Source organism: Haloarcula quadrata (genome assembly GCF_003634715.1).
GTDB classification, from domain to species: Archaea; Halobacteriota; Halobacteria; order Halobacteriales; family Haloarculaceae; genus Haloarcula; species Haloarcula marismortui.
The window spans coordinates 1,778,421-1,799,624 of sequence record NZ_RBWW01000001.1 but is presented as its reverse complement, the minus strand read 5'-3'; the positions used below and the strand labels follow the sequence as shown (position 1 = coordinate 1,799,624).

25 protein-coding genes and 2 tRNA genes are annotated in these 21,204 nt (G+C 63.6%); 8 read left to right on the top strand and 19 right to left on the bottom strand.

The window, feature by feature from the left end:
- Positions 1–26 precede the first annotated feature (26 nt).
- The gene (locus BDK61_RS09275) at positions 27–530 is read right to left on the bottom strand and encodes a helix-turn-helix domain-containing protein (RefSeq protein WP_121303072.1); all 504 of its coding nucleotides are present in this window, start codon (positions 528–530) and stop codon (positions 27–29) included.
- Between the two features lie 131 nt (positions 531–661).
- Between BDK61_RS09275 and BDK61_RS09270 the strand changes: the two genes are divergently transcribed.
- Positions 662–746: transfer RNA gene (locus BDK61_RS09270), tRNA-Leu, on the top strand.
- Positions 747–882: 136 nt separating this feature from the next.
- Here the strand turns inward: BDK61_RS09270 and BDK61_RS09265 are convergent.
- A complete protein-coding gene (locus BDK61_RS09265) occupies positions 883–1,071 on the bottom strand; it encodes a DUF7511 domain-containing protein (protein WP_007190383.1) in 189 nt (62 codons plus the stop codon).
- Between the two features lie 340 nt (positions 1,072–1,411).
- Positions 1,412–1,496, bottom strand: a tRNA-Leu gene (locus BDK61_RS09260).
- Positions 1,497–1,582: 86 nt separating this feature from the next.
- On the opposite strand from BDK61_RS09260, the gene BDK61_RS09255 reads away from it, so the two are divergent.
- Positions 1,583–1,891 (top strand): cyclin family protein, encoded by a 309-nt coding sequence (locus BDK61_RS09255; RefSeq protein ID WP_004961393.1) that lies wholly within the window; start codon positions 1,583–1,585, stop codon positions 1,889–1,891.
- On the opposite strand, the gene BDK61_RS09250 is transcribed toward BDK61_RS09255, so the two are convergent.
- The 13 genes from BDK61_RS09250 to BDK61_RS09190 all read right to left on the bottom strand — a co-directional run bounded on the left by BDK61_RS09250 (position 1,892) and on the right by BDK61_RS09190 (position 11,560).
- Positions 1,892–2,380, bottom strand: coding sequence for a phosphopantetheine adenylyltransferase (locus BDK61_RS09250; protein WP_121303071.1), 489 nt, complete (start codon positions 2,378–2,380; stop codon positions 1,892–1,894). It lies immediately after the preceding gene.
- 70 nt (positions 2,381–2,450) lie between these two features.
- On the bottom strand, positions 2,451–3,014 hold the full coding sequence (locus BDK61_RS09245; RefSeq protein WP_004961397.1) for a winged helix-turn-helix domain-containing protein: 564 nt from the start codon (positions 3,012–3,014) through the stop codon (positions 2,451–2,453).
- Between the two features lie 111 nt (positions 3,015–3,125).
- Positions 3,126–4,205 (bottom strand): glutamate--cysteine ligase, encoded by a 1,080-nt coding sequence (locus tag BDK61_RS09240; protein WP_007190384.1) that lies wholly within the window; start codon positions 4,203–4,205, stop codon positions 3,126–3,128.
- Positions 4,206–4,312: 107 nt separating this feature from the next.
- Positions 4,313–4,945 (bottom strand): fibrillarin-like rRNA/tRNA 2'-O-methyltransferase, encoded by a 633-nt coding sequence (locus tag BDK61_RS09235; protein ID WP_121303070.1) that lies wholly within the window; start codon positions 4,943–4,945, stop codon positions 4,313–4,315.
- Positions 4,942–5,790, bottom strand: a complete 849-nt coding sequence (locus BDK61_RS09230; protein WP_121303069.1) for an NOP5/NOP56 family protein — start codon at positions 5,788–5,790, stop codon at positions 4,942–4,944. The genes BDK61_RS09235 and BDK61_RS09230 overlap by 4 nt, the downstream gene beginning before the upstream one ends.
- Positions 5,791–5,871: 81 nt before the next feature.
- Complete coding sequence (locus BDK61_RS09225) at positions 5,872–6,654, bottom strand: DUF5803 family protein (RefSeq protein ID WP_007190386.1); 783 nt, start codon at positions 6,652–6,654, stop codon at positions 5,872–5,874.
- 9 nt (positions 6,655–6,663) lie between these two features.
- Positions 6,664–7,338 carry a DUF2110 family protein gene (locus BDK61_RS09220; protein ID WP_004961415.1) on the bottom strand — a complete coding sequence of 225 codons (675 nt, stop codon included), beginning with the start codon at positions 7,336–7,338 and terminating at the stop codon, positions 6,664–6,666.
- Complete coding sequence (gene tfe, locus BDK61_RS09215; RefSeq protein ID WP_004961418.1) at positions 7,338–7,868, bottom strand: transcription factor E; 531 nt, start codon at positions 7,866–7,868, stop codon at positions 7,338–7,340. Before tfe ends, BDK61_RS09220 begins: the two co-directional genes overlap by 1 nt.
- A 187-nt stretch (positions 7,869–8,055) precedes the next feature.
- Complete coding sequence (locus tag BDK61_RS09210; RefSeq protein ID WP_004961422.1) at positions 8,056–8,328, bottom strand: hypothetical protein; 273 nt, start codon at positions 8,326–8,328, stop codon at positions 8,056–8,058.
- A gap of 71 nt (positions 8,329–8,399) precedes the next feature.
- The gene (locus BDK61_RS09205) at positions 8,400–8,957 is read right to left on the bottom strand and encodes a dihydrofolate reductase (protein ID WP_121303068.1); all 558 of its coding nucleotides are present in this window, start codon (positions 8,955–8,957) and stop codon (positions 8,400–8,402) included.
- A complete protein-coding gene (locus tag BDK61_RS09200; RefSeq protein WP_121303067.1) occupies positions 8,954–10,306 on the bottom strand; it encodes a sulfatase in 1,353 nt (450 codons plus the stop codon). The genes BDK61_RS09205 and BDK61_RS09200 overlap by 4 nt, the downstream gene beginning before the upstream one ends.
- Positions 10,307–10,361: 55 nt before the next feature.
- The gene (locus tag BDK61_RS09195; RefSeq protein WP_004961431.1) at positions 10,362–10,904 is read right to left on the bottom strand and encodes a tRNA (cytidine(56)-2'-O)-methyltransferase; all 543 of its coding nucleotides are present in this window, start codon (positions 10,902–10,904) and stop codon (positions 10,362–10,364) included.
- The gene (locus BDK61_RS09190; protein WP_004961434.1) at positions 10,901–11,560 is read right to left on the bottom strand and encodes a DsbA family protein; all 660 of its coding nucleotides are present in this window, start codon (positions 11,558–11,560) and stop codon (positions 10,901–10,903) included. The genes BDK61_RS09195 and BDK61_RS09190 overlap by 4 nt, the downstream gene beginning before the upstream one ends.
- 117 nt (positions 11,561–11,677) lie before the next feature.
- Here BDK61_RS09190 and BDK61_RS09185 point away from each other — a divergent pair, with 117 nt between their 5' ends.
- Positions 11,678–12,604: an NAD-dependent epimerase/dehydratase family protein gene (locus BDK61_RS09185; RefSeq protein ID WP_121303066.1), complete on the top strand. Its 927-nt coding sequence runs from the start codon at positions 11,678–11,680 to the stop codon at positions 12,602–12,604.
- A gap of 8 nt (positions 12,605–12,612) precedes the next feature.
- Here BDK61_RS09185 and BDK61_RS09180 read toward each other — a convergent pair whose 3' ends face one another.
- Positions 12,613–13,068, bottom strand: coding sequence for a YbhB/YbcL family Raf kinase inhibitor-like protein (locus BDK61_RS09180; protein ID WP_121303065.1), 456 nt, complete (start codon positions 13,066–13,068; stop codon positions 12,613–12,615).
- A gap of 48 nt (positions 13,069–13,116) precedes the next feature.
- Here BDK61_RS09180 and BDK61_RS09175 point away from each other — a divergent pair, with 48 nt between their 5' ends.
- From BDK61_RS09175 to BDK61_RS09155, 5 genes are all read left to right on the top strand, one after another.
- Entirely contained in the window at positions 13,117–13,899 is a 783-nt protein-coding gene (locus BDK61_RS09175) for a DUF2797 domain-containing protein (protein WP_121303064.1), read from the top strand.
- Positions 13,900–13,976: 77 nt separating this feature from the next.
- Positions 13,977–14,993 (top strand): DUF7490 domain-containing protein, encoded by a 1,017-nt coding sequence (locus BDK61_RS09170; protein ID WP_121303063.1) that lies wholly within the window; start codon positions 13,977–13,979, stop codon positions 14,991–14,993.
- On the top strand, positions 14,986–15,291 hold the full coding sequence (locus BDK61_RS09165) for a hypothetical protein (RefSeq protein ID WP_007190395.1): 306 nt from the start codon (positions 14,986–14,988) through the stop codon (positions 15,289–15,291). The genes BDK61_RS09170 and BDK61_RS09165 overlap by 8 nt, the downstream gene beginning before the upstream one ends.
- A gap of 91 nt (positions 15,292–15,382) precedes the next feature.
- The gene (locus tag BDK61_RS09160; RefSeq protein WP_244209747.1) at positions 15,383–16,432 is read left to right on the top strand and encodes an SMP-30/gluconolactonase/LRE family protein; all 1,050 of its coding nucleotides are present in this window, start codon (positions 15,383–15,385) and stop codon (positions 16,430–16,432) included.
- Between the two features lie 66 nt (positions 16,433–16,498).
- Positions 16,499–16,933: a hypothetical protein gene (locus BDK61_RS09155; protein ID WP_121303062.1), complete on the top strand. Its 435-nt coding sequence runs from the start codon at positions 16,499–16,501 to the stop codon at positions 16,931–16,933.
- A gap of 184 nt (positions 16,934–17,117) precedes the next feature.
- Here the strand turns inward: BDK61_RS09155 and BDK61_RS09150 are convergent, their stop codons facing one another.
- The gene (locus tag BDK61_RS09150) at positions 17,118–19,364 is read right to left on the bottom strand and encodes a PAS domain S-box protein (protein ID WP_121303061.1); all 2,247 of its coding nucleotides are present in this window, start codon (positions 19,362–19,364) and stop codon (positions 17,118–17,120) included.
- Positions 19,365–19,523: 159 nt separating this feature from the next.
- Positions 19,524–21,143, bottom strand: a complete 1,620-nt coding sequence (locus tag BDK61_RS09145; RefSeq protein WP_121303060.1) for a long-chain-fatty-acid--CoA ligase — start codon at positions 21,141–21,143, stop codon at positions 19,524–19,526.
- Positions 21,144–21,204: the final 61 nt, after the last annotated feature.

The following is a 21,204-nucleotide window of genomic DNA, read 5'->3' as shown; positions in this document are numbered from 1 at the left end:
CACCGGAGTCGGCAAAATATCCGGGGTCAGTTGGACTCGACGAGGTCGATGTCGAGGTACTGCTCAAGCGCCTTGATTGTCGAGCCGCCGACGTTCGCTTGCGTCGCGCGCCCCTGCTCGACAGCGAGGATGTCTGCGTCGTCAAGATCGAGTTCCTCGGCCAGCTCACTCGTCTGGAGTCCCTCGTCCTGTCGCGCCTCCGTTACGCGCTCGCCGTACTTACTGACCAGATACGGGAGCTGGTCATCGTCGTAGTCAGCGCCGTCCTCCCAGTGCGACGTATCGGCTCGTTGCGCGTCCTGCAGCTTCGCCGCGTTCTGTGCGGCTTTGCGTTTCCGGTTCTGTTCGTCGCGCGAGCTGTCATTGCCTGTCGTTCGGTCGTTTTCCCCGTGGTCACGCGCACAGCTGTCACACACTTGGAGGGTCGCACCAGCGACGTTTGCGGTCTGGAGGTCGCCGCCGTCGCTACCGCAGAGCTCACAGCTCCCGCCGGCGCTATCGCCACCACTGCCGGTCGAGTATTTGGCCATGCCCCCCGTAGCGGTTTCGTGATATTTCAAACGTCCGGTTCGACCGAGTGTCACACCCTCCCGGGGCGGCTCTAAACGAAAGCGCTTTTATTTACCCACCGGGAACAGTTGAATGCACTCAGACAGAGCGCGCGTGGGTAGCCAAGCCAGGCCAACGGCGCAGCGTTGAGGGCGCTGTCCCGTAGGGGTCCGCCGGTTCGAATCCGGTCCCACGCACTCTCAGAGTGCAGGTGCATTCCCTTGGGACTGCACCCACGCAAACTTACTTCGGACACAACGCTTCCAGAGCGTTCGCTGTCCATTCTGTCGTCAAGAAATCGACAGACGCGACCTGAGCGAGCCCACCCCTCGCTCACCGCATCTCATCGAGCGCGACGGCGTGTTCGATGTCGACCGAAATCCAGTGGGTTGGGAGCTCATCGTCCTGTTCGCTGAAGACGGTGAGCTCGGTCGGATTGTCCGCGTCGTCAACCGCATAGTCGAACCGAGTCGATCCTGCGGGGCGAGCAGACGAGTCACGGAGTGGGTCGTACACTGACATCGTCAGTCCCTCATTTTGAGACAACGCCAACACTCATTATAAGCGGCAGCTGTGATTCCTGCGGTGTGAGAATCTGGCCGGCGTCTCTCGCCCGCGTTTGTAACAAGACCGTGTGGGACCGCATTCGAACCAGAGCAAGAAATGCTCGCTCACAGCAGTTCGCTGTGCGTTCCTTACAGGGCTCGAATTCGCTCCAGCCGCTATTCGTCCTCACTATTATTCGGACAGAATATGCGCGGGACCGGATTCGAACCGCCTGAACATCGCTCACTTCGTTCGTTCCGTGCTTCGAATCCTCGTTCTGCACTCACGGCTCTAATGAGTTATTCGAGCCGAGAAGTGCGCGGGACCGGATTCGAACCGGCGGACCCCTACGGGATAGCGTCCTAAGCGCTACGCCTTTGGCCTGGCTCGGCAACCCGCGCGCATCAGTCGCTATCCGTGTTGGAATAAAGAACCCTTCGCTTGCGGGCGACGAAGGTTTAGATAGGATGGGGACCAACGACTTGGTATGTACCGCGCCAGCGACCGAATCGAGCACGATGAGTGGCTCTCCGACATCGAAGCGGCGTCGGACAGGCTTGACCTCGGGACGGCGGCGCGGTCCCACGCAGTTGACCTGTTCCTCTCGACAGTACCGGAGGAGGACCGGTCCAAACAGGCGACAATGGCGGCCAGTGTGTACGTTGGTGCGCTGGTCGCCGGTGAAGAGCGGTCACAGTCGGCCGTCGCGGAGGCGACAGACGTCTCTCGGTTAACGATTCAACAGCGCTGGAAGGACCTGCTGGAGACAGCTGGGCTGGAAGCGCCGGGCTGGTAACTACGAAATGTTCTGGCGGCCGGTGCGGTTCGGCGTGAGATTACCGTGTTCGTCGATTTCGCCCTCAACGATCCGGGTCGAAGAGATGATGTCGCCGTCCGCGGCGCGGACGTGCGGAACGACTTCGATTTCGAGCGGGTCGTGGCCTCGCTCCTCGCGGATTTCGTTGATGCGGCGGCCGCCGGTCTCCGTCTCTGGCGAGACGACGAGCGTGTCGAACTGCGGCTCCGTGGCGATACCGGTCGGCTCGGTGAGCTCCCGGACCTCCCATTCGCGCTCCAGATCGGTGGCGAGCGCCGCGAGTTCGTCGGCGAGTGCGGATTGCCGTTCGCTGAACGGGCGAACGTGGCGCTGGTCGTGGCGTGTCTTCGGCGCGAGGCCGTCGCTGGTGAGGCCAACTGTCACGTCCCCGAGTTCGAATGCGCGTTCGAACAGCGCGCGGTGTCCGTCGTGAATCGGGTCGAACGTTCCCCCCAGCGCGACATTCATATCCCGGGCAACGGCACGGGTAGGTTTAGTAATATCGACTTGTGAAACAGCCTGTTGGAGCCGAGTTTGATTACACGTCGGCGTCGTCGTTTCCGTCTTCGGACTCGTCTCCGTCGTCACCAGTGGCCTCGCTCGCGTCGGCGTCGGTCGCGTCATCGTTCGCATCTTCGACGGAAATCGTCACTGGCTCGTTGTCGGGTTCCAGTGTCGTCTCGCCGCCGATGTGGTCGTCAAGGTTGAACACCGTGTTCAGTTCCGACTGGATGTCACCGACGATAGTGTTGACGAGGTCGCTCGGCGAAATGGCGCTGTACTCGTAGGGATTGTTGCCTGCGCCGTCGCTCTCACGCTTCTGGCGGGTCACGATCTCCTCCTCGGTGAGCGCGGCCAAGGCCTCGCGGACAGTGCTCGGATACAGGCCGGTCCCTTCGGCTATCTCCTCGCTGGTGCTTTCGGGCTGCTGTCGCAGGTGGACGTAGATCCGCGCCCGCGTCTCCGTGTCGAGGACCCACGCCAGCAGGTCGACAATTCCTTCGTCGAACTGCTCGACCGCGCGGTCTGCCTCCTGCTCGATTCGGTCCCGGACATCGTCTGTGTCCTCAAGCTCGTCGTGGTCGTTGTCGTCTGCAGACATGCGTTGTCTCTGTGAGGACAAAAGCTACAGCTGGATAAAAACCCTTGCCCCGGCTCTCCAGTCCCTGTCTAGAAACGACCAATCCGTTCCGGCCCCAGGCGACACCCTTCGTCAGGACAGTCGCAGTGAGTCTGCAAGCGCCATGACCCCCTCTTCCGACCGAAGCCGGCGCTGTCGCTCGGCGCCGCTTTCGCGGTCGTACAGCTCCCACAGCCCATCGACCCCCAGACGGTCGCTCTCGATTTCGACCAGTTCCTCCACCGAGCGCGTCGTTGAGAGGTCACGCGACAGCAGCTCCGCGGACTGGCCGTGGCGAATCGCGCGCCACTTGTTCTCGTCGAGGAACTCCCGGCGGAGCCGTCGACCGGACTCACCATCCTCGTAGCGCTCAGCGAGGTCGACAACGAGTTCGTGGACGTACTCAACGAAGGCCAGTACCCGGTCTGGGTCGGCCTGCCCGTCCGGGGCCCGTACCTCGACAGTGCCGTGGCCGGAGTGGGGCCGCACGTCGAACCAGAGCTCGCCGCGGTCGTCGATGCTCCCCGTTTCAAGCATCCGCTGTTCGTAGGTCTCGAAGGCGTCGTAATCGTCGAAGGTTGTCGGCATTCCGGTGTTGGGCAGGGCCTCGAATATCTTCCCGCGGGCGGACTGCAGCCCGGTGTCGAAGCCGTTCCAGTACGGGGAGTTGGCCGACAACGCGAGCATCAGTGGGAGATGCCAGCGAAGCTCGTTTGCCACCCAGACGGCCTTGTCGGCGTCGTCAACGCCGACGTGGACGTGCAGCCCCGCGGTCGTGTTGCGGTGCTGTGGGTACTGAATACGGTCCAGCTGTGACTTGTAGCGCGGTTTCTCGGCGTGTTCGAGTTCGCGCCACTTCGCCAGCGGGTGCAGGCCCGCTGCGGCGATACCGAACCCGTTCGCTTCGGCGTGGTCGACCAGCGCGTCCCGGACTGACCGGAGGTGGTCACCGGCGTCCGCCGGGTCGTCGATACGCGGCGTCTGCGTCTCGATAACGCACTTGAACAGTTCGTGGTCGAGCCGCCCGTCAAGAACCGCTGGTGGCTCCGTCTCGTAGACGAGTTCGTCCGTGCCAGACGTTGGGCGACCGAACTCGTCGACGACGTAGAACTCTTCTTCGATGCCGAGCGTCCCCATCCGGGTAAAATGCTCGGCAGAACCCGTCGCGTCCATTAATCAGCACATCGGAATCGACCCGCTAAAGCCTTCCGTCCCCGCCCGCTCAGCCCGCACAACTGGATTCCATCCTGACGTGACTCACGTGAACAAGAGGTCCCGCGTCAGTCCTTGCGGGGCCGAGCGACGATACCGAGATGGTCCTCGTGATACGGGTCCAGTCGCGCCGTCTCCAGCAGTTCGTACTCGGCGCTGAGTTCCGCACGCACGCTGTCGAACACGGCGTCGGGGTCGGCAGTCACGTCCTCGCTCCGGGCTTTGATAGCCGCGAGCAGCCGACCGTCGTCGGTCAGGAACTGTTTGTTGAGTGTCGCCACCCGGGCCTGCCCTCTGGTCGCCACGTCCTGCACGACGACGTCAACCGGTTCGACGATGTGGGCGTAGCTCTCGGGTTTGCGCGCGTCCTTCAGCAGCGGGAAGAGATTCCGCCGGCTCTCCGCGGCGTCCAGCAGTTCCCGCACGGGCCGGGGCGCGAACTCGACAGCGTAGGTCGGGCCGCCAAAATCGGCGATGTGACTCACGGTTGTCCCGGCCGCCGCGCCGAGGTACAGGACGGTCTCGCCGCCGCCGAGGCCGGTGTCCATCCCGTGTTCGAGCATCGCGCCGAGCTTCGAGCGGTGGGGGTCCCACCGCCGCCAGTCGCCGTCGGTCCGCTCGCCGTACACCGGCTGGCCTCGTGTGGCGAGGCTCGTCTCACCGTCGAAGTCGTGACGCTCGACGCCAGTTGGGTGCGTCATTCCTGTTCCTCCGTCCCCGCTTCAGCGCGCGCCTGAATCCGCTCGATGCGCTCGTCGAGGTCCGCCTGCAGGTCCGGCCGGCGGTCCCCGCTGTAGTGGTCGACGCGAGCGGCAATCGAGAGTTTCCCGGCGAGCGCCCGCGCGGCCGACCCGCGGTCCTCCCGGCGGGTTCCGCGCACGTACTCGTGGGTGAAAATGACGCCGTGTTTCGGCGACGGGGCGTTCCCCTTGAGGTGGGCGAACAGCGCGTCTTCGGCACCCAGCACTTGCACCGTCCCGCTCGGTTTCTTCGCCAGCGCTTCGAGCCCGCCGGCCAGTGAGATAAGTCGGGCCGCAAGTACTGGCCCGGCCAGCATCGAGAGGTTCGGTGCGACGGCGGGCGCGGTCCGCTCGATGTACGCCCGGAGCGAGTCCGCCTCGTCGGCCAGCGCGGCCGTCTGCTCGGCGAGTGACCGGAGCGCGCGGTCCCCCTCGTCCTCGTCGTCCCGGTCGGCCAGTGAGCGAGCGTACTCGACGCCGCTGCCGCTGTCACCATGTCGGCTCCCGCCCCATTCGGCGACCCGCTCGGCGAGTTCGTTGGCCGTCCGCTCGCAGTCGGCCATCGCCCGGACTGCGTGGACGAGCTGCTGGTCGTCAGCGCCCTCTCGTTCGGCGACCGCCGCGCTGGTGGCCGCCATCGTCACCTCGTGCAGGCGGTCGTAGTAGGCCGCCTCGTCGTCGGCGAACCCCGCCTCGACGGCCTGCTGTGGCCAGTTCTCCGGCGTCTCGGCTCGCCCGGCCTCTATCTGTTCGACAGCGGCCGCGTCGTCGTCCGGGTCCAGCCCGGCGAACCACCCGTTGCTCATAGCCGTGTGTGCACGCCCGATGCGAAAAAGTGACCCGGTTAGCGTCTGCGAAAGGCGTCCAATTGCGCTTTCGGTCCGACCTCAGCGCATCCCCGGCGGTGGCCCGCGGTCCCGCGGGTCGTCGTCACCGTCGTCCTCTTCGAGGTCGATGCCCGCTTCCTGGCGTCGGCGAATCACCGCCTGTAGCTGTCGGTAGTAGTACAGCGTCCCCACAACGCCGATAGCGATGGCGATGGCCGACAGGCCGCCGAACAGCCACAGGTCGCGGTCAAGATAGTACCGGACGACAATCTGGTCGGAGGTCACCTCGTCCCAGCGGATGACCTGCTGGCCGTCGACGGTCTCAGACTCGTAGCCTCCCGGGCTGATTCGCGAGAGGAACGGAATCCCGGCTCCGGTATTGGGCGGGAGTACGACCGTGTACGAGCCGTCTTCGACGAGTGTCGGGGAGGCGAAGCGCTTGCCGGTTCGCGCGACCGAGTAGCCCACCTTTCCGGAGACGTTCCCGGAGAGATTGACAGTCGTTCGCTGGCGGCTCTCTGAAGCGCTCAGCGAGGAGTTGGCAGCGCTAACGACAGTCCCGTTCTCGTACCGGAACCGAAGCGCACTGATAGGGACACTCCGCTCGCGCCCGAGGCCGTCGACGGTGTACACATCGAACGTCGTCTCGTTTTCGACGGCGTAGACGGCGGTGTATTTGGACTCCTCAATGACGATGGTCCCGTCAGCTGAGGTGTTCCAGTCGTAGCTCGCGTTCTCGTTCAGCCGCTCCGGGTCGACCTCTTCGGAGCCGAAGAAGCCGGTACAGCCCGAAAGGGCGACCAGTGCGAGAACGGCAACCAACAGGAGGTGGCGGCGTTTCATAGCTCGAAATCAGGGCACGATTGCCAGCAGCTCCGACGGCATATACTGCCCGATGTCGGCGAGCAGCCCCGGCGGGTCGGTGTCCGGGTTGCAGATGATGCTCTGTTCTAACAGGCCGATACGTTCGACAGTGACGATATCCTGTGCGTGGCCGGCGCGGTTGACCGTCGCACGCGCTTCCGAGCGTGTCACGCTGTTCGCGTTGATGCGACCGTTGTTGCCACGGCTCCACTCGTACAGGCGGTCCTGCTCAACCTCTGCAAGGCTTGCAGGGTCGCCGGCGACGAACCGGAGCGGAAGGTGCTGGACCAGTCCGAACCGTTTCCGGATCTGTGACGGCGTCCCCTGCCCGAGACCGAGTTCATCGGCCGGAATCCGGACCGTCTGGCCGAAGCCGACATCGAGGACGAAGCCGTCCTCGTCCCAGCTATCGAGTGTCCCGACGTACGTCTCGCCGTCTTCGTGGTCGGCGACCAGCTCGCCGAACTCCTCGCGGAGGAGGTTCTTCGCGACAGTCTCGTCCGGGCCGTCGAGGGTCACCGTCGGGAAGTCGTCGTCACGGAGGCCGATGTCGTACGCCACGTCGAGGTCGCCGAGTTCGTTGCCGACCATCGAGCGCAGGCCGTCGAGCGTACGGTCCCGGGCGTCGCCGGCGACGTACACTTTTGTACCGAGAACGACCATCAGGCTTCCACGTCCACGTCAGCGTTCAGTTCGTCTCTAAGCTCCTCGAGGCGATTCTCCATCGCGGTGACGAGACGGGTGTTCTCCATCGTCTCGACTTGATTGCCACATTCGGGGCACTCGAAGCCGAACTCCATTGCCTCGCCGAACTCGAAGCGGATACCGCAGTGCTCACAGAGGTAGAACTCGTTTTCCCGCTCGTACTCGCGGCGCTCTTCGAGGCCGTCGAGCAGGCGGTGCATCTCCTCTTGCAGTTGTTCGGGGATCTTCTCGTACTGGAACGTCCAGAGGTACGTGAGCCACCCAGAGTCCTCGTCGCGGAGCCGACGATAGGTCGCGAGGTCGTTCTCGTAGAGAATAAACAGCGCTCGGCGAACGTCGTTCAGTTCGAGTCCGAGCTCCTCGGCCAGTTCTTCGTCGGTCACTTCGCCGTCCGGCGGCGCGGCGGCGACCGGCATCCCTTTCGGTCCGACCAGCTCGTGGAGGTATTTCTGTATGACGGGGTCCTCCAAGAGTTCCTCAAAAGCCATTACCCGCACATCCGGGAGTCATGTGGTTAAAACCATCGGGTCGTCCTCTCTTGAACGCTGACACAGAGGCCAGGACCATGCTGCTGGTGGGAAGCACTCGTTGTGCCCGCAGGCAGCCAGCAACAGCGACGGACAGCAGTCCTTTTTCGGGCACCACCGTCACCGTAATCCGTCGCCACGGCCCCCGCTATTCGATTTGCTCGACTGGAGTCCGACAGGAGGAGCAGGTCTCTTTGTCGATAGCGACGAAGACGGAGTCACAGGACGGACACTCGTAGAGATTCGACTCAGGTTCGTCGGCCGCGCCGTCACCGCCGGTGGAGCTAGCCTGAACACGGTTGTTCGTCACTGCACTGGCCTCTGGTCCGTTGTCTGACTGCCCCTTCCCACCCGAGAGTACATCCGAGACGGATTTTTTGATTTTGTCTAGCATCACGAGTTGCTGCAGGATAGTAGTCATTTGAATTACTTTAACAGCTGTGGTTTTCAGGCCACCGACAGTTTCAGGCGACTTTGTTGACTGGCGAACAGTCAGATGTCGTCGAGCGGTCGCGGCGATGCCTGTTCGTATTCGATGACATCGAACCCGTCGTGGGGCTCCCGGGACAGTTCTGTCCACTCCGCGCCCAGATCTGGAAAATACCGGTCGCCCTCGTTGTGTTCGTGGATACGGCTGAGGAAAACCCGGCCGGCGAACGGGAGGAACAGGTCGTACACCGCCTCGCCGCCGATGACGTAGGTGACTGGTGGTGAGCTGTCTGCGCCAGCGCTGTCGCCAGCGAACGCCCCGCTCGCGCCGGCGCGAGCGGCTGCTTCGACAGCGATCTGCGGCGTTGTGGCGTACTCAACTGTCTCCGAATCGGCGCTCCGGCTGTCGTCGCTCGTCAGGACGACGGTGTAGCAGTCCGGGATGGGCTTCATCGATTCGAACGTTCGCCGCCCGAGGATGATTGGGTGGCCGGCGATGCGGTTCTTGTACTGGCGCACGTCCTCTGGGTAGTGCCAGGGAACGCCGCCATCTAGGCCGATGACGTTGTTTTCGTCGGCTGCGACCACGAGTACCAGTTCGGTGTCGGGTATCATCGTCATTTGTATCCAAGCGCCTCCAGTCGGTCGTCAAGGTCTCCGGCAAACTGCGTGTCAGACGCATCCTCGAACTCGGTGTAGCCGTCGAGCGGCGTCGCGATAGCCACGTCGGCGTACCGGTCGCTGTCGAAGTGGTTCCGGACGACAGTGGCGTCGATATCGCGGTCCTCGACCGTGCCGCCACAGCCTTTGATAACGGATTCGTGGGCACTGTCGCCCCACGCCGCCCGTTTTCGGACCTCGTCGCCGGGCCGGTCGTGGTAGACCAGGCGAGCGTGTTTTGCGAACGGGGCAGCGTCGCCACAGACCCGTTCGGCCTCCTCGCGCATTGCCGGGCCGATGGGGGCCTGTGACGCGACGACGGTCCCGTTCGGCGAGGCAAACGCCGGGCCGTCCGCGTTGCCGTCGCCGAGCGCCATCGCGCGGACGGCCTCGGGGAACCGGCTGAGTGTCGCCAGGTCGGTGATGCGGTGTCCCTCCCGCTGGCCGGGAGCACGGACGACGAGCGGGACGTGATACATACTGTCGTGGGTTCCGATACGGTGGCTGACGGCTGGTGGTTCCTCGGAAATCGCTGTCGGTTCGCCGAAGCCCTCGCCGTGGTCGCCGACGAAGACGACCAGCGTGTCCTCAAGCACGCCCTGCTCGTCCAGCCCCCGGATCAGCGTCTCGAAGATGGCGTCGGCCTGCCGGACTGCACCATCGTATATCTGTTCGAGAATGCTGGCAAAGCCAAGCGAGAGGTTCCCCGAGAGGAACTCCCAGTGCCACTTGAACCCCATCGACTCCTGGAGTTCGCGGGAGCGCTCATCGCTCCACTCGTCGTACTCGGCGAGCGGTTCGTACGGGCGGTGGGTGTCCATCAGGTTGATGCAGGCAGCCCACTCGCTCTCCCGGTCGTCGACCCACTCCAGCGTTCGGTCGGCGTACCAGAAGCCGTTGGGCCAGTCGCCCAGCGAGCCGTTCGTCTCGTAGGCCGAGTCATACTGCTCGGGCGAGCCGACCGCCGTCTGGAACACGTCGTCGAGCCCCGATTCGTGGTCGGTCAGGAACGGATTGTCGGAGAACAGCCCCGTGTCATAGCCCGCATCGGCAAGTTCTTCGAAGATTGTGTGGCCAGCGTCGAGTCGAGCGGTGTGGTCGACGCCGTGTTCGTGGGTCTCGTGGCCCGTGAACATGCTGACGTGGCTGGGGACGGTCCAGTTGCTCGGGCTGCGAGCCTGCGTGTACACCGTCGCCTCCTCGGCAAAGGCGTCAAGAAAGGGCGTCGTCTCCCGGCGATAGCCCAGTACGGAGGTGCTCCGGGCGCGGAGACTGTCAGCGACGACGAGCAACACGTTGTGACGCGACATCTGAGCGTGAGTTAGCGTCGAGCGATAAAAGGCCCGCGGCACAACTGCGTGGGTATCACTCCTCGTCGGGGTCGACGACTCGCTTGCCGGTTTCCTGCGGGACGACCACCCGGTCGGGGTTCTCCCACTCGCGGTCCAGTTCCCGGCCCTCGAACAGGCGGTCGAGGAAGACGGCCAGTGAAGCGACCTCGGAGTGTGGCTGGTTGGTGACGCCGACGTTCCAGTCGGCGTGTTCGTACACCTCGAAGGGGACTTTCTCCGCGCCGACGACGACCAGCAGCGGTTCCGCTGTGTGGGCCTCTCGAACATCGGCCTCGACCTCCTGGACTGGCTCGCCGTACATCGTCAGGTGGACGACGCGCCCCTCGAAATCGCGGATGAGCCGCTTTGGCTCCTCCGTCGAAGCCACGTCGAAGGGGCCACCGAACCGGTCGGTGATATCGATGACGGTGTCGGCCTGGTTGCGCGCGGCGTTGGCCAGCACGACCTTGTCGGCCCCGAGCGCGCGTGCGGTCAGCCCAACGTGGGTCGTCATCCGCTCGTCCCGGCCGGGCCGGTGGCCCAGTCGGAGCACCGTCACCTGTGGGGAATCCTTCATCCGTCGCTCCGTGCGGCTTCAATGGCGGCCCGGACCGGTTCGTAGGAGACCTCGCTCCATTCGACCCGCTCGTCGTTGACGTACACGGCTGGCGTTCCCTGAACGCCACGGTCAATGCCGGCTTCGCGGTCACCGGAAACTGTCGGGCGGTACAGTTCTCCCGTCGCGGCCGCTCGAACAGTCTCGCCGTCGATGTCTATACCCTCCGTCAGGTCGGCGTAGGTGTCCGGCCCCAACTGATTCTGGTTCGCGAACAGGCGCTCGGAGTAGGTGAAAAAGGCCTCGTCGCCGGCGTTGTCCTGTACGGCGCGCGCAGCGCTTGCGGCCTGCCACGAGGCGTCCTCATCGACCGGAATCGGGAAGTCGTGGAACTCATAGCGGATGGTTCCATCAGCGAGGTAGTCCTCCCGAACCTGCGGGTAGACGGATTCCGAGTAGGTTGCACAGTGTGGACAGGCGTAGTCTTCGTACACCGCAACCGTAACGTCGGCCTCTGGGTCGCCCGCGACGGGCGTCGAGAGCGGCTGGCCCGGTGCGGGCGTCGGCGTCGCCGTCTCCGTTTCGGCCGACTCAGAACCGCCGCCGGCACATCCGGCTAGCGCGCCGAGGGTAACGGTCGTCGCCGAGAGAACGCTCCGGCGAGTGAATCGGGTCATAACCGACCCTCACAGGGGAAGGTATAAAACGACGTTGTCATCTGTTACGTGCCTACCGACTCCACCGGAATCGGCCGCGACCACAACGTTTTTTCTCGCCTAGGAAGCATCGCACCTATGGACGTATCAGAGAAGCGAATAGTCGTTACCGGCGGGGCAGGCTTTATCGGGTCGCATCTGGTCGAGCGCCTCGTTCCGGACAACGACGTCGTCGTCGTCGACAACGAAGCGAACGGGCAATCCGAGTGGGTCCATGAGGGCGCAACCTATCTGGATGGTGATCTCACCGACCCCGATGTCGTCGCTGAGGCTATCACGAGCGATGTCGACCTCGTCGTCCACCTCGCGGCGTCGAAGCTGGTCGACACGGACACCCCTCGCCGCCAGTTCGAGGACAACAGCGACATCACGTACAACATTCTCGAACAGATGCAGGAAGCCGGCGTCGAAAACCTCGTGTTTACGTCGTCATCTACAGTATACGGCGAAGCGCCGCGACCGACTCCAGAGGATTACGCGCCGCTTGAGCCAATCAGTGTCTACGGCGCGACGAAACTCGCCGAAGAGTCGCTCGTCTCGACGTACGCCCACAGCCACGACATCCAGTCGTGGGTGTTCCGGTTTGCGAACATCGTCGGCCCGCGTCTGCGCGGTGCGGTCATCCCCGACTTCATCGAAAAACTCACCGATGACCCGTCGACGCTGACGATTCTCGGCGACGGTCGGCAAGAGAAGTCCTACATGCACATCTCCGAGTGTATCGACGCGATGCTGTTCGCCGTCGAACACGCCGACAAGGACCACAACGTGTTCAATCTCGGGACACGGACGACCACGTCAGTCGACCGCATCGCCAGCATCGTCGCTGACGAGATGGGCATCGACCCCGAGTACGAGTACACCGGCGGTGACCGCGGCTGGACGGGTGACGTGCCGCGAATGCGCCTCTCCGTCGACAAGCTCTCGGCACTGGGCTGGGAGCCCGAACAGTCGAGCGACGACGCGGTGCGACAGTCGACCCGCGAACTGCTCGAAGAACTCTGAGCGCGGATTCAGGCCGGGTACGTACCGTTCAGTTGTGCTTTTTCCACGACGTGGCCGCTGGCCGCGTCGTACACGTCGTCTTTATCGGCTGCCGGGGAGCGGTCAAGCGTCGTATCTAGCGCGTACAGGAGGAACCGATACGTGTGCTCCCGGTCCGGCGGATTCGGACCGCCCCAGCCAACCTCACCGAAGTCGTTCTGTCCTTCTGTGGCCTCATCGGGCTCCCACCCCGCCGGTATCCGACCAATATCCGGCGGGATGTTCCAGACGAGCCAGTGGTCCCACACCTTTCCGGCCGGCTCCTCGGCGTCCGGGTCGTCGACGATGAGGAGGAGCGACGACGTGTCCGACGGAACGTTTTCGATTTCTAGCGGTGGGTTCGTGTTTGCCGCCGAGTAGCCGTGTTCCTCGGGGATACGGTCCCCGTCGTCGAAGGCCGGACTTCGGAGCTGTAGGTCTGCCATGTCGGGAGATATGACAGACAAACACAAAAACGTCGTCCCGGTAGCCATTTGCGGCTCCGCGCCGAACCGCCGGACGTGCAGGTCGTGGGCTACCGCGCGCGGGTCGACGAACACGCCGCGCTCCTGTTGGCCGAGGACGGGAGCGTGACTACTGAGCGACTGGACCCGAACACGGACCTTTCCTACACGCTCGGTGAGCGCCACTGCGCCGGCGCGGTCGACGGCGACCGACATTTTCACTGCGACAATGACTCTGCGCCGTACTGCCCGGAACACACCGACATCTGGCCGTGTGCCCGCTGTACCGGTGACTGCAACAAGCCCCTCGACACCTGCGACGAGGAACACGCGGTGTATCTGGCGGCGTTCGCGCCGGATGTCATCAAGGTCGGCGTCACCCGCTCCTGGCGGCTGGAAACACGGCTCCGTGAGCAGGGGGCTGACAGGGCCGCCCACCTCCGGACCGTCGCCGACGGCCGTATCGCCCGACAGGTCGAGGCCGACATCGCCGTTGAGTTGGGCGACCGGGTCAGAGTTCCCACGAAGATATCGGGATTCGACCAGTCCGTCGACACGGACTGGTGGGCGTCGCTCTGTGAGCGCTATGACCCGCTGGCGACCTACGACTTCGAGTACGACCTGCCCCTCTCGGACCGTCCGATGGCCGAAACCCTGGCGACGGGGACCGTCCGGGGGACGAAGGGACGAGTCGCCGTGCTTGAGAACAACGGCAGTGTCTATGCTGTCGACCTCCGACAGCTCGTCGGCTACGAACTTACCGACGGCGGGACCGACCGCGACCTCCAGTCGAGCCTCGGTGCGTTCGGGTAACACTGGAGACTGGCGTCGCTGTAATCCACACTTGACAGTGCAGAAGACATTTAAACGCGGCTGTTGCCCTTCCTCGTGTGCGACGTGAAACCCTCCTGACCGGTGGCGTGGTCGTGGTCGTCCTGACCATGCTCATCGGTGCAACAGCGGTCCCCGGCGCGCTCTCCGAACCCGAGGACAACGTTCGTGAGAGCTATCTCGACCTCCGCGAGACGACCATCGAACCGGCCGCCGTCGACGGCCAGACAGTGACGCTCGCCATCGACGCCCGACTCTCTCACCGCGGTGGTCCCGCCGAGAACGTCACCGTCGAGACGCGAGCTATCGACGCGGACACCGGCCTCGTCGCAACGACGACGCGACAGTCGGTCGGCACAGTCGAAGGGGAACGAGAGGTATCGGTGCGGTCAAACATCACAGTCGAGCGGGCGGGCGGCTATCGGATAGACACGATCGTCTACGAGGACGGGAACCGGGTCGAAACCGGCCAGCAGTCGGTCCAGAACGTCGACGCGCTCACACCGGCGTACGCCCGCAGTACCGTGACGTTCCAGCGCTTCGAGAACGCTGGCGTGCCGCTCGATTCCATCACCTACCGGATCGACGGCGTCTCGGACAATCAGACGACGCTGAACGTGTCGGTGTACGTCACAAATGCTGGCAACACCCCGTCCGATGACCTCTCGCTTCGCCTCCGGGCGCGGCAGGCTGACTCGAACGTCATCGCCGACGAGTCGACCGTGCGGGTCGGCCAGATTCGCCCCGGCCGAACAGAGATCGTCAGAACCCAGCTGAGGGTGCCTGACGACTACAACTACTGGCTCGACGGTATGCTGCTCTCCGACGGCGTCATCGTCGGGACCGAAAGTTCCCCGGCGAACCTCCATCCGACGGAGCGCCTGCAGGAGAACGAAACCCGGCAGGAAGTCGGCTTCCAGTCCAGTGACTTCGAGCAGGAACGGCCAGCGGAGCAGGGAATGGACGAACCACAGCAGACTGCGGCCGGAGAAGGTCCCGGCTTCACGGCGCTGGTCGGCCTGATTGCCGTCCTCGCAAGCGCGCTCCTCATCGCACGGAGACAGACCAATGAGTGATACCTCCAACACCGACACAGTGGCACAGGATATTGACGCGGATACCGGCGGCGGAGTCGATGAGCCAGACGACGACAACGCGGGTCCGACAATAGCTATCTACGCGCAATGGGCCGTATTCGCTATTCTTACGCTCGTGGCGCTCATCGCGACGCTGCAGTTCTACTTCTCCGCGTCGTCGGCGATTGATACGTTCGTCACTGACCGGTATCGGCCACTGTTCAACGCGGCGTTCAACCTCGCCGTGGTGCTCGGCTGCGGACTGGGGCTCTCGGTGCTGGTCCGACGACTCGCCTGAGCCGGTCCCCAGCCATATCAGGTACCCACAGTCGGCGTTTCAGTAATCCGAGGTTTCAGGCACCTGTCAGCCATACGTCGAGAGGGATATCATGACCCAACGACGCGCGACGCGGCGACGATTCCTGATGGGCTGCAGCGCCATCGCCAGTGTGGGGCTGGCCGGCTGTACCGGCGGCGATGAGTCGACTGCCACTGACTCGACGCCGTCACCCACTGACGATGGTGATGCCGAACCCACGACGACAACCGACGAGCCGCCGGCAACCGACACCGCGACAGCGACGCCGGACCAAGCGGCCGTCGAGACGCTCGTCTCGGTCGGCGGCGACCGCGTACCGGAGAACATGGCCCTCGGTCCTGACGGCGGCCTGTACTTCGGTATCACGGCCGGCGAAGTTCGGCGCGTCCCTGCGGCAGAGACCGGCGCGACCGGCCTTTCCCTCGAAGATACCGAGCAGATTGCGACGCTGCCCGGCGCGATTGGCGTCGAAGCAGCGCCCGATGGAACGGTATACGTCGCCGTCGCCACACAGGACGATCAGGCTGGCGTCTGGGAAATCCCGCTCGACGGCGACGCGGCGCAACTCGTGGAGATGGGCGGGTTCCCGAACGACATCCACTATGATGCTGACCGGGAGCGCCTGCTGGTGACCGAATCGCAAAACGGCGTGGTCTACGCGGTCACGACCGACGGTGAGCGGTCGACCTGGCTGGATGACGACCGGCTGGAAACGGAGAGTTTCGGCGCGAACGGAATCACCCGCGACGCCGACGGCGACATCTTCGTCGCAGTGACGCGAGCCCCCGAAGAAACTGGCCGCTTGCTCCGCGTTCCGGTTGAGTCGGACGGCGCTGCCGGCGAGCCCTCGATGTTCTTCGAGGGCGGGACGATATTTGGAGCCGACGGGATTACCAGCCGGGACGGCGACATCTACGTCGCGGCCAACAGCCAGAACCGCGTCGTCAGAGTGACTGCGGACGGGACCACGGACGTCGTCGCAACGGCGGACGACGGGCTGGTGTTCCCTTCCGATGTGCTCTTCCGGACCGGCGACCAGCAGGAGTCGCTGTTCATCTGTAACTTTGCGAACCAGTCACCCGAAGACGGCGCAATTCTCCGGACCAGCGTCCCTCGCTGACCGACCGTTTATCGAGTCTGTCTTCGGACGGCAACCCTTTTCAGCGGCCCAACCAAATCCGAGCGTATGGCAGACGATGAACCTGAAGACGCTGGCGAATCGGCGGATGCGACCGAGGAAGGCGGCGAGGAGAAGTCCTTCCGCGAGCGAGTCGAGGAGATCCGACAGCAGCGCGCCGAGGAGCGCGAAGAAGGCGAGGGCGACGGCGAAGAGATGAGCCGCGAAGAGCGCATGGAAGAGATGATGGGCGGTGGCGGCGGCCCCGGCGGCATGGGCGGCGGCAACCCCTTCGCACAGATGATGGGCGGCATGATGGGCGGCGGCCCCGGCGGTCCCGGTCCGGGCGGCCCCGGCGGCATGGGCGGCGGCCCGCCAGGGCAGCGCGAGGAATCGGGCGGGAGCGACAACGAGGAACTTACGCGAGAGATGCGAAAGCTCCGGGACGAAGTCCACGATATGCGACGCTCGCTCGACCGCATCGCTGACGCGCTCGAAGAGTAACGGAACTCGGTTCGCCGACGTTTTTGCAGACAAACGAGGCAGCGACATCTCACTCCGACAGATAGCGTCTGCTCGTTATCGAACAGCGGTCGGGCAACGACCATTTTTTAACGGAACAGCGGTGGAGTGACGAGGGTCACTGAACGAGTGCCAGCAAGCCCCCAGACGGACGCCGTGCCAGTCGCTACGAATCACAAAACGAGACGCCGGTAATCTCGAAGCGTGTGCCACCATCAGCACTATCCCGAACGCTGATCTCCCAATCGTGTGCCGCTGCAACTTTCCGGGCGATACTGAGCCCGAACCCGGTCCCCTCCGTACTCGTTGAGTAGCCGGCTTCGAACACTGTCTCTCGCTCGTCTTCGGGGATGCCGGGGCCGTCGTCCGCGACGTAGAACCCGTCGTCTAACGCTCCGACCGTTACGGTCACGTCTGCCCCGGCGTGCTCGACCGCGTTCCGGACGAGGTTTTCGAATAACTGCTTCAGGCGGCTCTCGTTTGCCAGGACAGTCCGGTCGATATCGGTGACGAGTGTCGCATCGGCCGTCTCGACGGTCGTCCAGCAATTTTCGGCGAGCGACGCGAGCGCGACCGATTCGCGGTCGGTGACGGTCTCACCGTCCTGTGCCAGCGTGAGCAGGTCGGTTATCAGCGTGTCCATTCGCTCGTGTGCCTGTTCGACAGCGGCCAGATGCTCACTCTCGTACTGTTCGCGTGCCAGTTGCAGTCGTCCCTGTGCAACGTTCAGCGGATTCCGTAGATCGTGTGAGACGACGCTCGTGAACGCTTCGAGCCGGTCGTTGTGGTGTTCGAGGTCCCGTTCGCGGTCGCGTAACTGTTCGGTCCCTTCGACCTGCTTGAGCGCGCTGATGATGTGTCCGGCCAGAATCTCTCCGAGAATGACGTCTCGCTGGTCGAACGCCGCGTTTGTCCCCGAGCCGGCCAGCAGGATTCCATGCCTGCCGAGCGGGAGATATAGTTCGCTTTTGATTGGCGTGTCCGGGTTGTAGATGTCCGGGTCAGCGTGGACATCATCGACTGCGAGTGCGTCGCCGGACTCGTAGACGCGCCACGCGATGCTATCTCCGGGCGTGAAGGTCGGCAAATCCTCTAGCAGGTCATATATCCCGTCAGAGGCGGCAACCGGTTCGAGCGTCCGTTCGGCCTCGTTGTAGAGGTGGATCGTGTTGGCTTCGAGTCCCAGTACCGTGCGGGCCGTCTCGACGCCGATTTCGGCCACTTCCTCGCGCGTGTCTGCCTGGAGCAGGTCCTGCGCCGACTCGCTGAGAGCTTTGAGGCGGCGTTCGTGTTCTTTCCGTTCGGTAATGTCCCGTTGGAACCCAACGTAGTTGACGACCGTTCCGTCTTCGTCGCGGACTGGGGCGATAGACACCTGATTCCAGAACATCGTCCCGTCTTTCCGGTAGTTCCGGAGTTCGACCGATACGGGTTCGTCCGCGTCGATGGCCGCCCGCATCGCGTCGACCGGCTCTGCCTCGGTCTCCTCGCCCTGGAGGAACCGGCAGTTCCGGCCGCGGACCTCAGACTCCGTGTAGCCGGTCAGTTCCAGAAACTGCCTGTTCGCGTAGCTGATCGGAGTGTCCTCCTGTTTGGGGCCGGTGATCGTGATTCCGACCGGGGCCTCGTCCATGGCACGTTTGATCCGGGAGAGCTCCTGTTCGCCGTCTCGCTGGTCGGAGATATCCCGGACAGTGCAGACCAACTCACCGCGGTCGGTCCGTGCGAGCACGTGGTCCTCGATGAACGTGCTCCCGTCCGCACGGAGTCCGGTTGTTGTGCCTGTCCAGTATCCGTTTTCCTGAACAGCCGGAATGATATCGTCGTAGATTCGAGGGATATCCGCCTCTCGATACAGCAGTTCCCAGTGTTTCCCGCGCATCTCCGCCGGATCGTAACCGTAGAGGTCTGCGTACGCTTCGTTGACGAAGATGAACTCCCCATCTTCGTCAAGGATACTGATGCCCTCCTGTGCGGTCTCGATGGCATCGAGTTGGCGGTTCCGCTCTCGCTTGACACGCTGAGACTCCACTGCGTTGGTGATTCGGTTCGCGAGCACCGCGTACTGGTCGGTGCCGCTCTCTTTCTGCAGATAATCGGTGACTCCGGCCGAGATAGCGTCGCTTGCGATCTCCTCGGAGCCTTTGCCAGTGTACAGAATAAATGGAAGCGACCCGTATTCCTCGCGGACGGCTTCGAGGAACTGGATGCCGTTCCGCTCGGGCATATCGTAGTCGGAGACGACACAGTCGATGTCGTTGTCAGCTAGGATTTCTAGCCCCGCTGTGGCGGACGTCGCAGTCTGCACGTCTACCCGGTCGTCCTCGCGTTCCAGAAACGTCGCTGCCATGTCGGCAAATCCCGGCTCATCATCGACGTGGAGAATGCAAATTGTCTCAGCGATAGCAGTCATATCTTTGGGTAGTAGTCATACATTATAGGACGCTGAATTAAAAGACCATCTCTGAAACCGGAAGCTAACATATGCCCGTCATTGGCGGGCTACGTGTTCCATCTTTCGGCCCCGCTTAATTATAAATAATTTACACTTCTGTGAGGTTCTTGCGGGTCGCTATCCCTGGCCGACCATCTCGTCTTCGTCTTCCCACTCCTGTTCGCGGAGCTCGTACTTCTGGACCTTCCCAGTTGCTGTCGTGGGCAGTTCCTCGACGAACTCCACGCGGCGAACGACTTTGTAGGTCGCCAGCTGTTCGCGGGTGAACGTCCGGAGGTCCTCGGCTGTCACGCCCGGGTTGTCGGGATCGCCCGAATTCGGGACGACGAAGGCCTTCGGCGTCTCGCCCCACTCGTCGCTCGGGGCGGGGATAACTGCGACATCGCTGACGGCGTCGTGTTCGTAGAGCGTGTCCTCTAGTTCGATGCTGGAGATGTTCTCGCCGCCGGAGATGATGATGTCCTTCTTGCGGTCGCGGATGGCAACCATGCCGTCCTCGTCGACCGTCGCCAAGTCGCCCATGTGGTAGTAGCCCTCGACGCGGTCGGAGAAGGCCTCTTCCGTCTGTTCGGGTTTGTTCCAGTAGCGGTCCATCACCTGATTGCCGCGGACGACGACCTCCCCAAGCGTCTCGTCGTCGTGTGGCACGTCGTTGCCGTCCTCGTCGACGACCCGGACATCGGTCCCGAGGTAGCCGATACCTTGGCGCTTCTTGACGCTGAAGCGGGCATCGCTCCCGTCCTCAAAGAAGCGCCGGGCGTCCGAGGTCGTGACGAGCGGGCCGGTTTCGGTCGCGCCGTAAACGTGTTTCAGGTACCAGCCGAAGTCGTCCTCGACGGTTCGGATGACGGCCTCCGGCGGTGCGCTGCCGGCCGTCGCGATGCGCACGTCGTTCGCACCGGTCGTCTCGATTTCCCCGTCGTGGGCCGCATAGCGATCCGCAAGGATGTTCAACACCGTCGGCGCGCCACAGAGATAGGACACGTCCTCAGTCCTGACAGCGTCGAAGATGCCTTCGGCATCAACACCGCGGGTGCAGACGTGTTTCGCGCCCATTCCGGTGACCGAGAAGATGTGCCCCCAGCCGTTGACGTGGAACATCGGCAGCGTCCAGAGGTACACGTCGTCGTCCGAAATCTCCTGATGCAGCGCGACAATGTACGCGTGCAGCGTCTCCGTCCGGTGGGTCCGGCAGACGCCCTTCGGGTCGCCGGTCGTCCCCGACGTGTAGTTGATGGTGATGAGGTCGTCCTCGTCCATCTCGGGGCGCTCGTAGTCGGTCCCCGCCTCCTCGATGATGTCGTCGAAGGACTCCCAGTCGCCGTCGACGGCGTCCGTGTCGTTAGTCACGAAGATATCAGTGGGCACCTCGTCCCGAATCGGCTCGATTTTATCCGCGTACTCGTAGTCCGCGTAGACGGCGTCGACCTCGGCGTCCGAGAGGATATATTCGAAATCGTCCGGCACGAGCCGGTAGTTCAGCGGCGTGTGGACCGCGCCCAGCTGCATGGTTCCGTAGGCCGCTTCGAGCTGGTAGTGCGTGTTCGGGTCCAAGACGGCCACCCGGTCCCCCTTCTCGATGCCACGGGCAGCCATCGCCGCCGAGAACCCGTCGGCTCGCTCCCCGAACTCGTCGTACGTGAAGCGCTCACCGGTCGTGGCGACGATAGCCTCTTTGTCCCCGTAGTACTCCCGCGCACGGTCGAGAAAATCCGTGGTAAGCAGTGGCTTATGCATCTCAGGCTATCGTATGGTTAATCATGATAAAGTGGTTGTGATACTCCCCTGATTTTGCTGT

What these genes read in the sequence shown, in the direction of transcription:
- BDK61_RS09165 (WP_007190395.1), top strand. Translation starts at nt 14,986, where the DNA reads ATGAGTGATACCTCCAACACCGACACAGTGGCACAGGATATTGACGCG.
- BDK61_RS09220 (WP_004961415.1), bottom strand. Translation starts at nt 7,338, where the DNA reads ATGGTCGTTCTCGGTACAAAAGTGTACGTCGCCGGCGACGCCCGGGAC.
- BDK61_RS09190 (WP_004961434.1), bottom strand. Translation starts at nt 11,560, where the DNA reads ATGACCCGATTCACTCGCCGGAGCGTTCTCTCGGCGACGACCGTTACC.
- BDK61_RS09160 (WP_244209747.1), top strand. Translation starts at nt 15,383, where the DNA reads ATGACCCAACGACGCGCGACGCGGCGACGATTCCTGATGGGCTGCAGC.
- BDK61_RS09205 (WP_121303068.1), bottom strand. Translation starts at nt 8,957, where the DNA reads ATGACGATGATACCCGACACCGAACTGGTACTCGTGGTCGCAGCCGAC.
- BDK61_RS09225 (WP_007190386.1), bottom strand. Translation starts at nt 6,654, where the DNA reads ATGAAACGCCGCCACCTCCTGTTGGTTGCCGTTCTCGCACTGGTCGCC.
- BDK61_RS09185 (WP_121303066.1), top strand. Translation starts at nt 11,678, where the DNA reads ATGGACGTATCAGAGAAGCGAATAGTCGTTACCGGCGGGGCAGGCTTT.
- BDK61_RS09235 (WP_121303070.1), bottom strand. Translation starts at nt 4,945, where the DNA reads ATGACGCACCCAACTGGCGTCGAGCGTCACGACTTCGACGGTGAGACG.
- BDK61_RS09240 (WP_007190384.1), bottom strand. Translation starts at nt 4,205, where the DNA reads ATGGACGCGACGGGTTCTGCCGAGCATTTTACCCGGATGGGGACGCTC.
- tfe (WP_004961418.1), bottom strand. Translation starts at nt 7,868, where the DNA reads ATGGCTTTTGAGGAACTCTTGGAGGACCCCGTCATACAGAAATACCTC.
- BDK61_RS09150 (WP_121303061.1), bottom strand. Translation starts at nt 19,364, where the DNA reads ATGACTGCTATCGCTGAGACAATTTGCATTCTCCACGTCGATGATGAG.
- BDK61_RS09230 (WP_121303069.1), bottom strand. Translation starts at nt 5,790, where the DNA reads ATGAGCAACGGGTGGTTCGCCGGGCTGGACCCGGACGACGACGCGGCC.
- BDK61_RS09255 (WP_004961393.1), top strand. Translation starts at nt 1,583, where the DNA reads ATGTACCGCGCCAGCGACCGAATCGAGCACGATGAGTGGCTCTCCGAC.
- BDK61_RS09275 (WP_121303072.1), bottom strand. Translation starts at nt 530, where the DNA reads ATGGCCAAATACTCGACCGGCAGTGGTGGCGATAGCGCCGGCGGGAGC.
- BDK61_RS09245 (WP_004961397.1), bottom strand. Translation starts at nt 3,014, where the DNA reads ATGTCTGCAGACGACAACGACCACGACGAGCTTGAGGACACAGACGAT.
- BDK61_RS09250 (WP_121303071.1), bottom strand. Translation starts at nt 2,380, where the DNA reads ATGAATGTCGCGCTGGGGGGAACGTTCGACCCGATTCACGACGGACAC.
- BDK61_RS09155 (WP_121303062.1), top strand. Translation starts at nt 16,499, where the DNA reads ATGGCAGACGATGAACCTGAAGACGCTGGCGAATCGGCGGATGCGACC.
- BDK61_RS09180 (WP_121303065.1), bottom strand. Translation starts at nt 13,068, where the DNA reads ATGGCAGACCTACAGCTCCGAAGTCCGGCCTTCGACGACGGGGACCGT.
- BDK61_RS09210 (WP_004961422.1), bottom strand. Translation starts at nt 8,328, where the DNA reads ATGACTACTATCCTGCAGCAACTCGTGATGCTAGACAAAATCAAAAAA.
- BDK61_RS09195 (WP_004961431.1), bottom strand. Translation starts at nt 10,904, where the DNA reads ATGAAGGATTCCCCACAGGTGACGGTGCTCCGACTGGGCCACCGGCCC.
- BDK61_RS09145 (WP_121303060.1), bottom strand. Translation starts at nt 21,143, where the DNA reads ATGCATAAGCCACTGCTTACCACGGATTTTCTCGACCGTGCGCGGGAG.
- BDK61_RS09265 (WP_007190383.1), bottom strand. Translation starts at nt 1,071, where the DNA reads ATGTCAGTGTACGACCCACTCCGTGACTCGTCTGCTCGCCCCGCAGGA.
- BDK61_RS09200 (WP_121303067.1), bottom strand. Translation starts at nt 10,306, where the DNA reads ATGTCGCGTCACAACGTGTTGCTCGTCGTCGCTGACAGTCTCCGCGCC.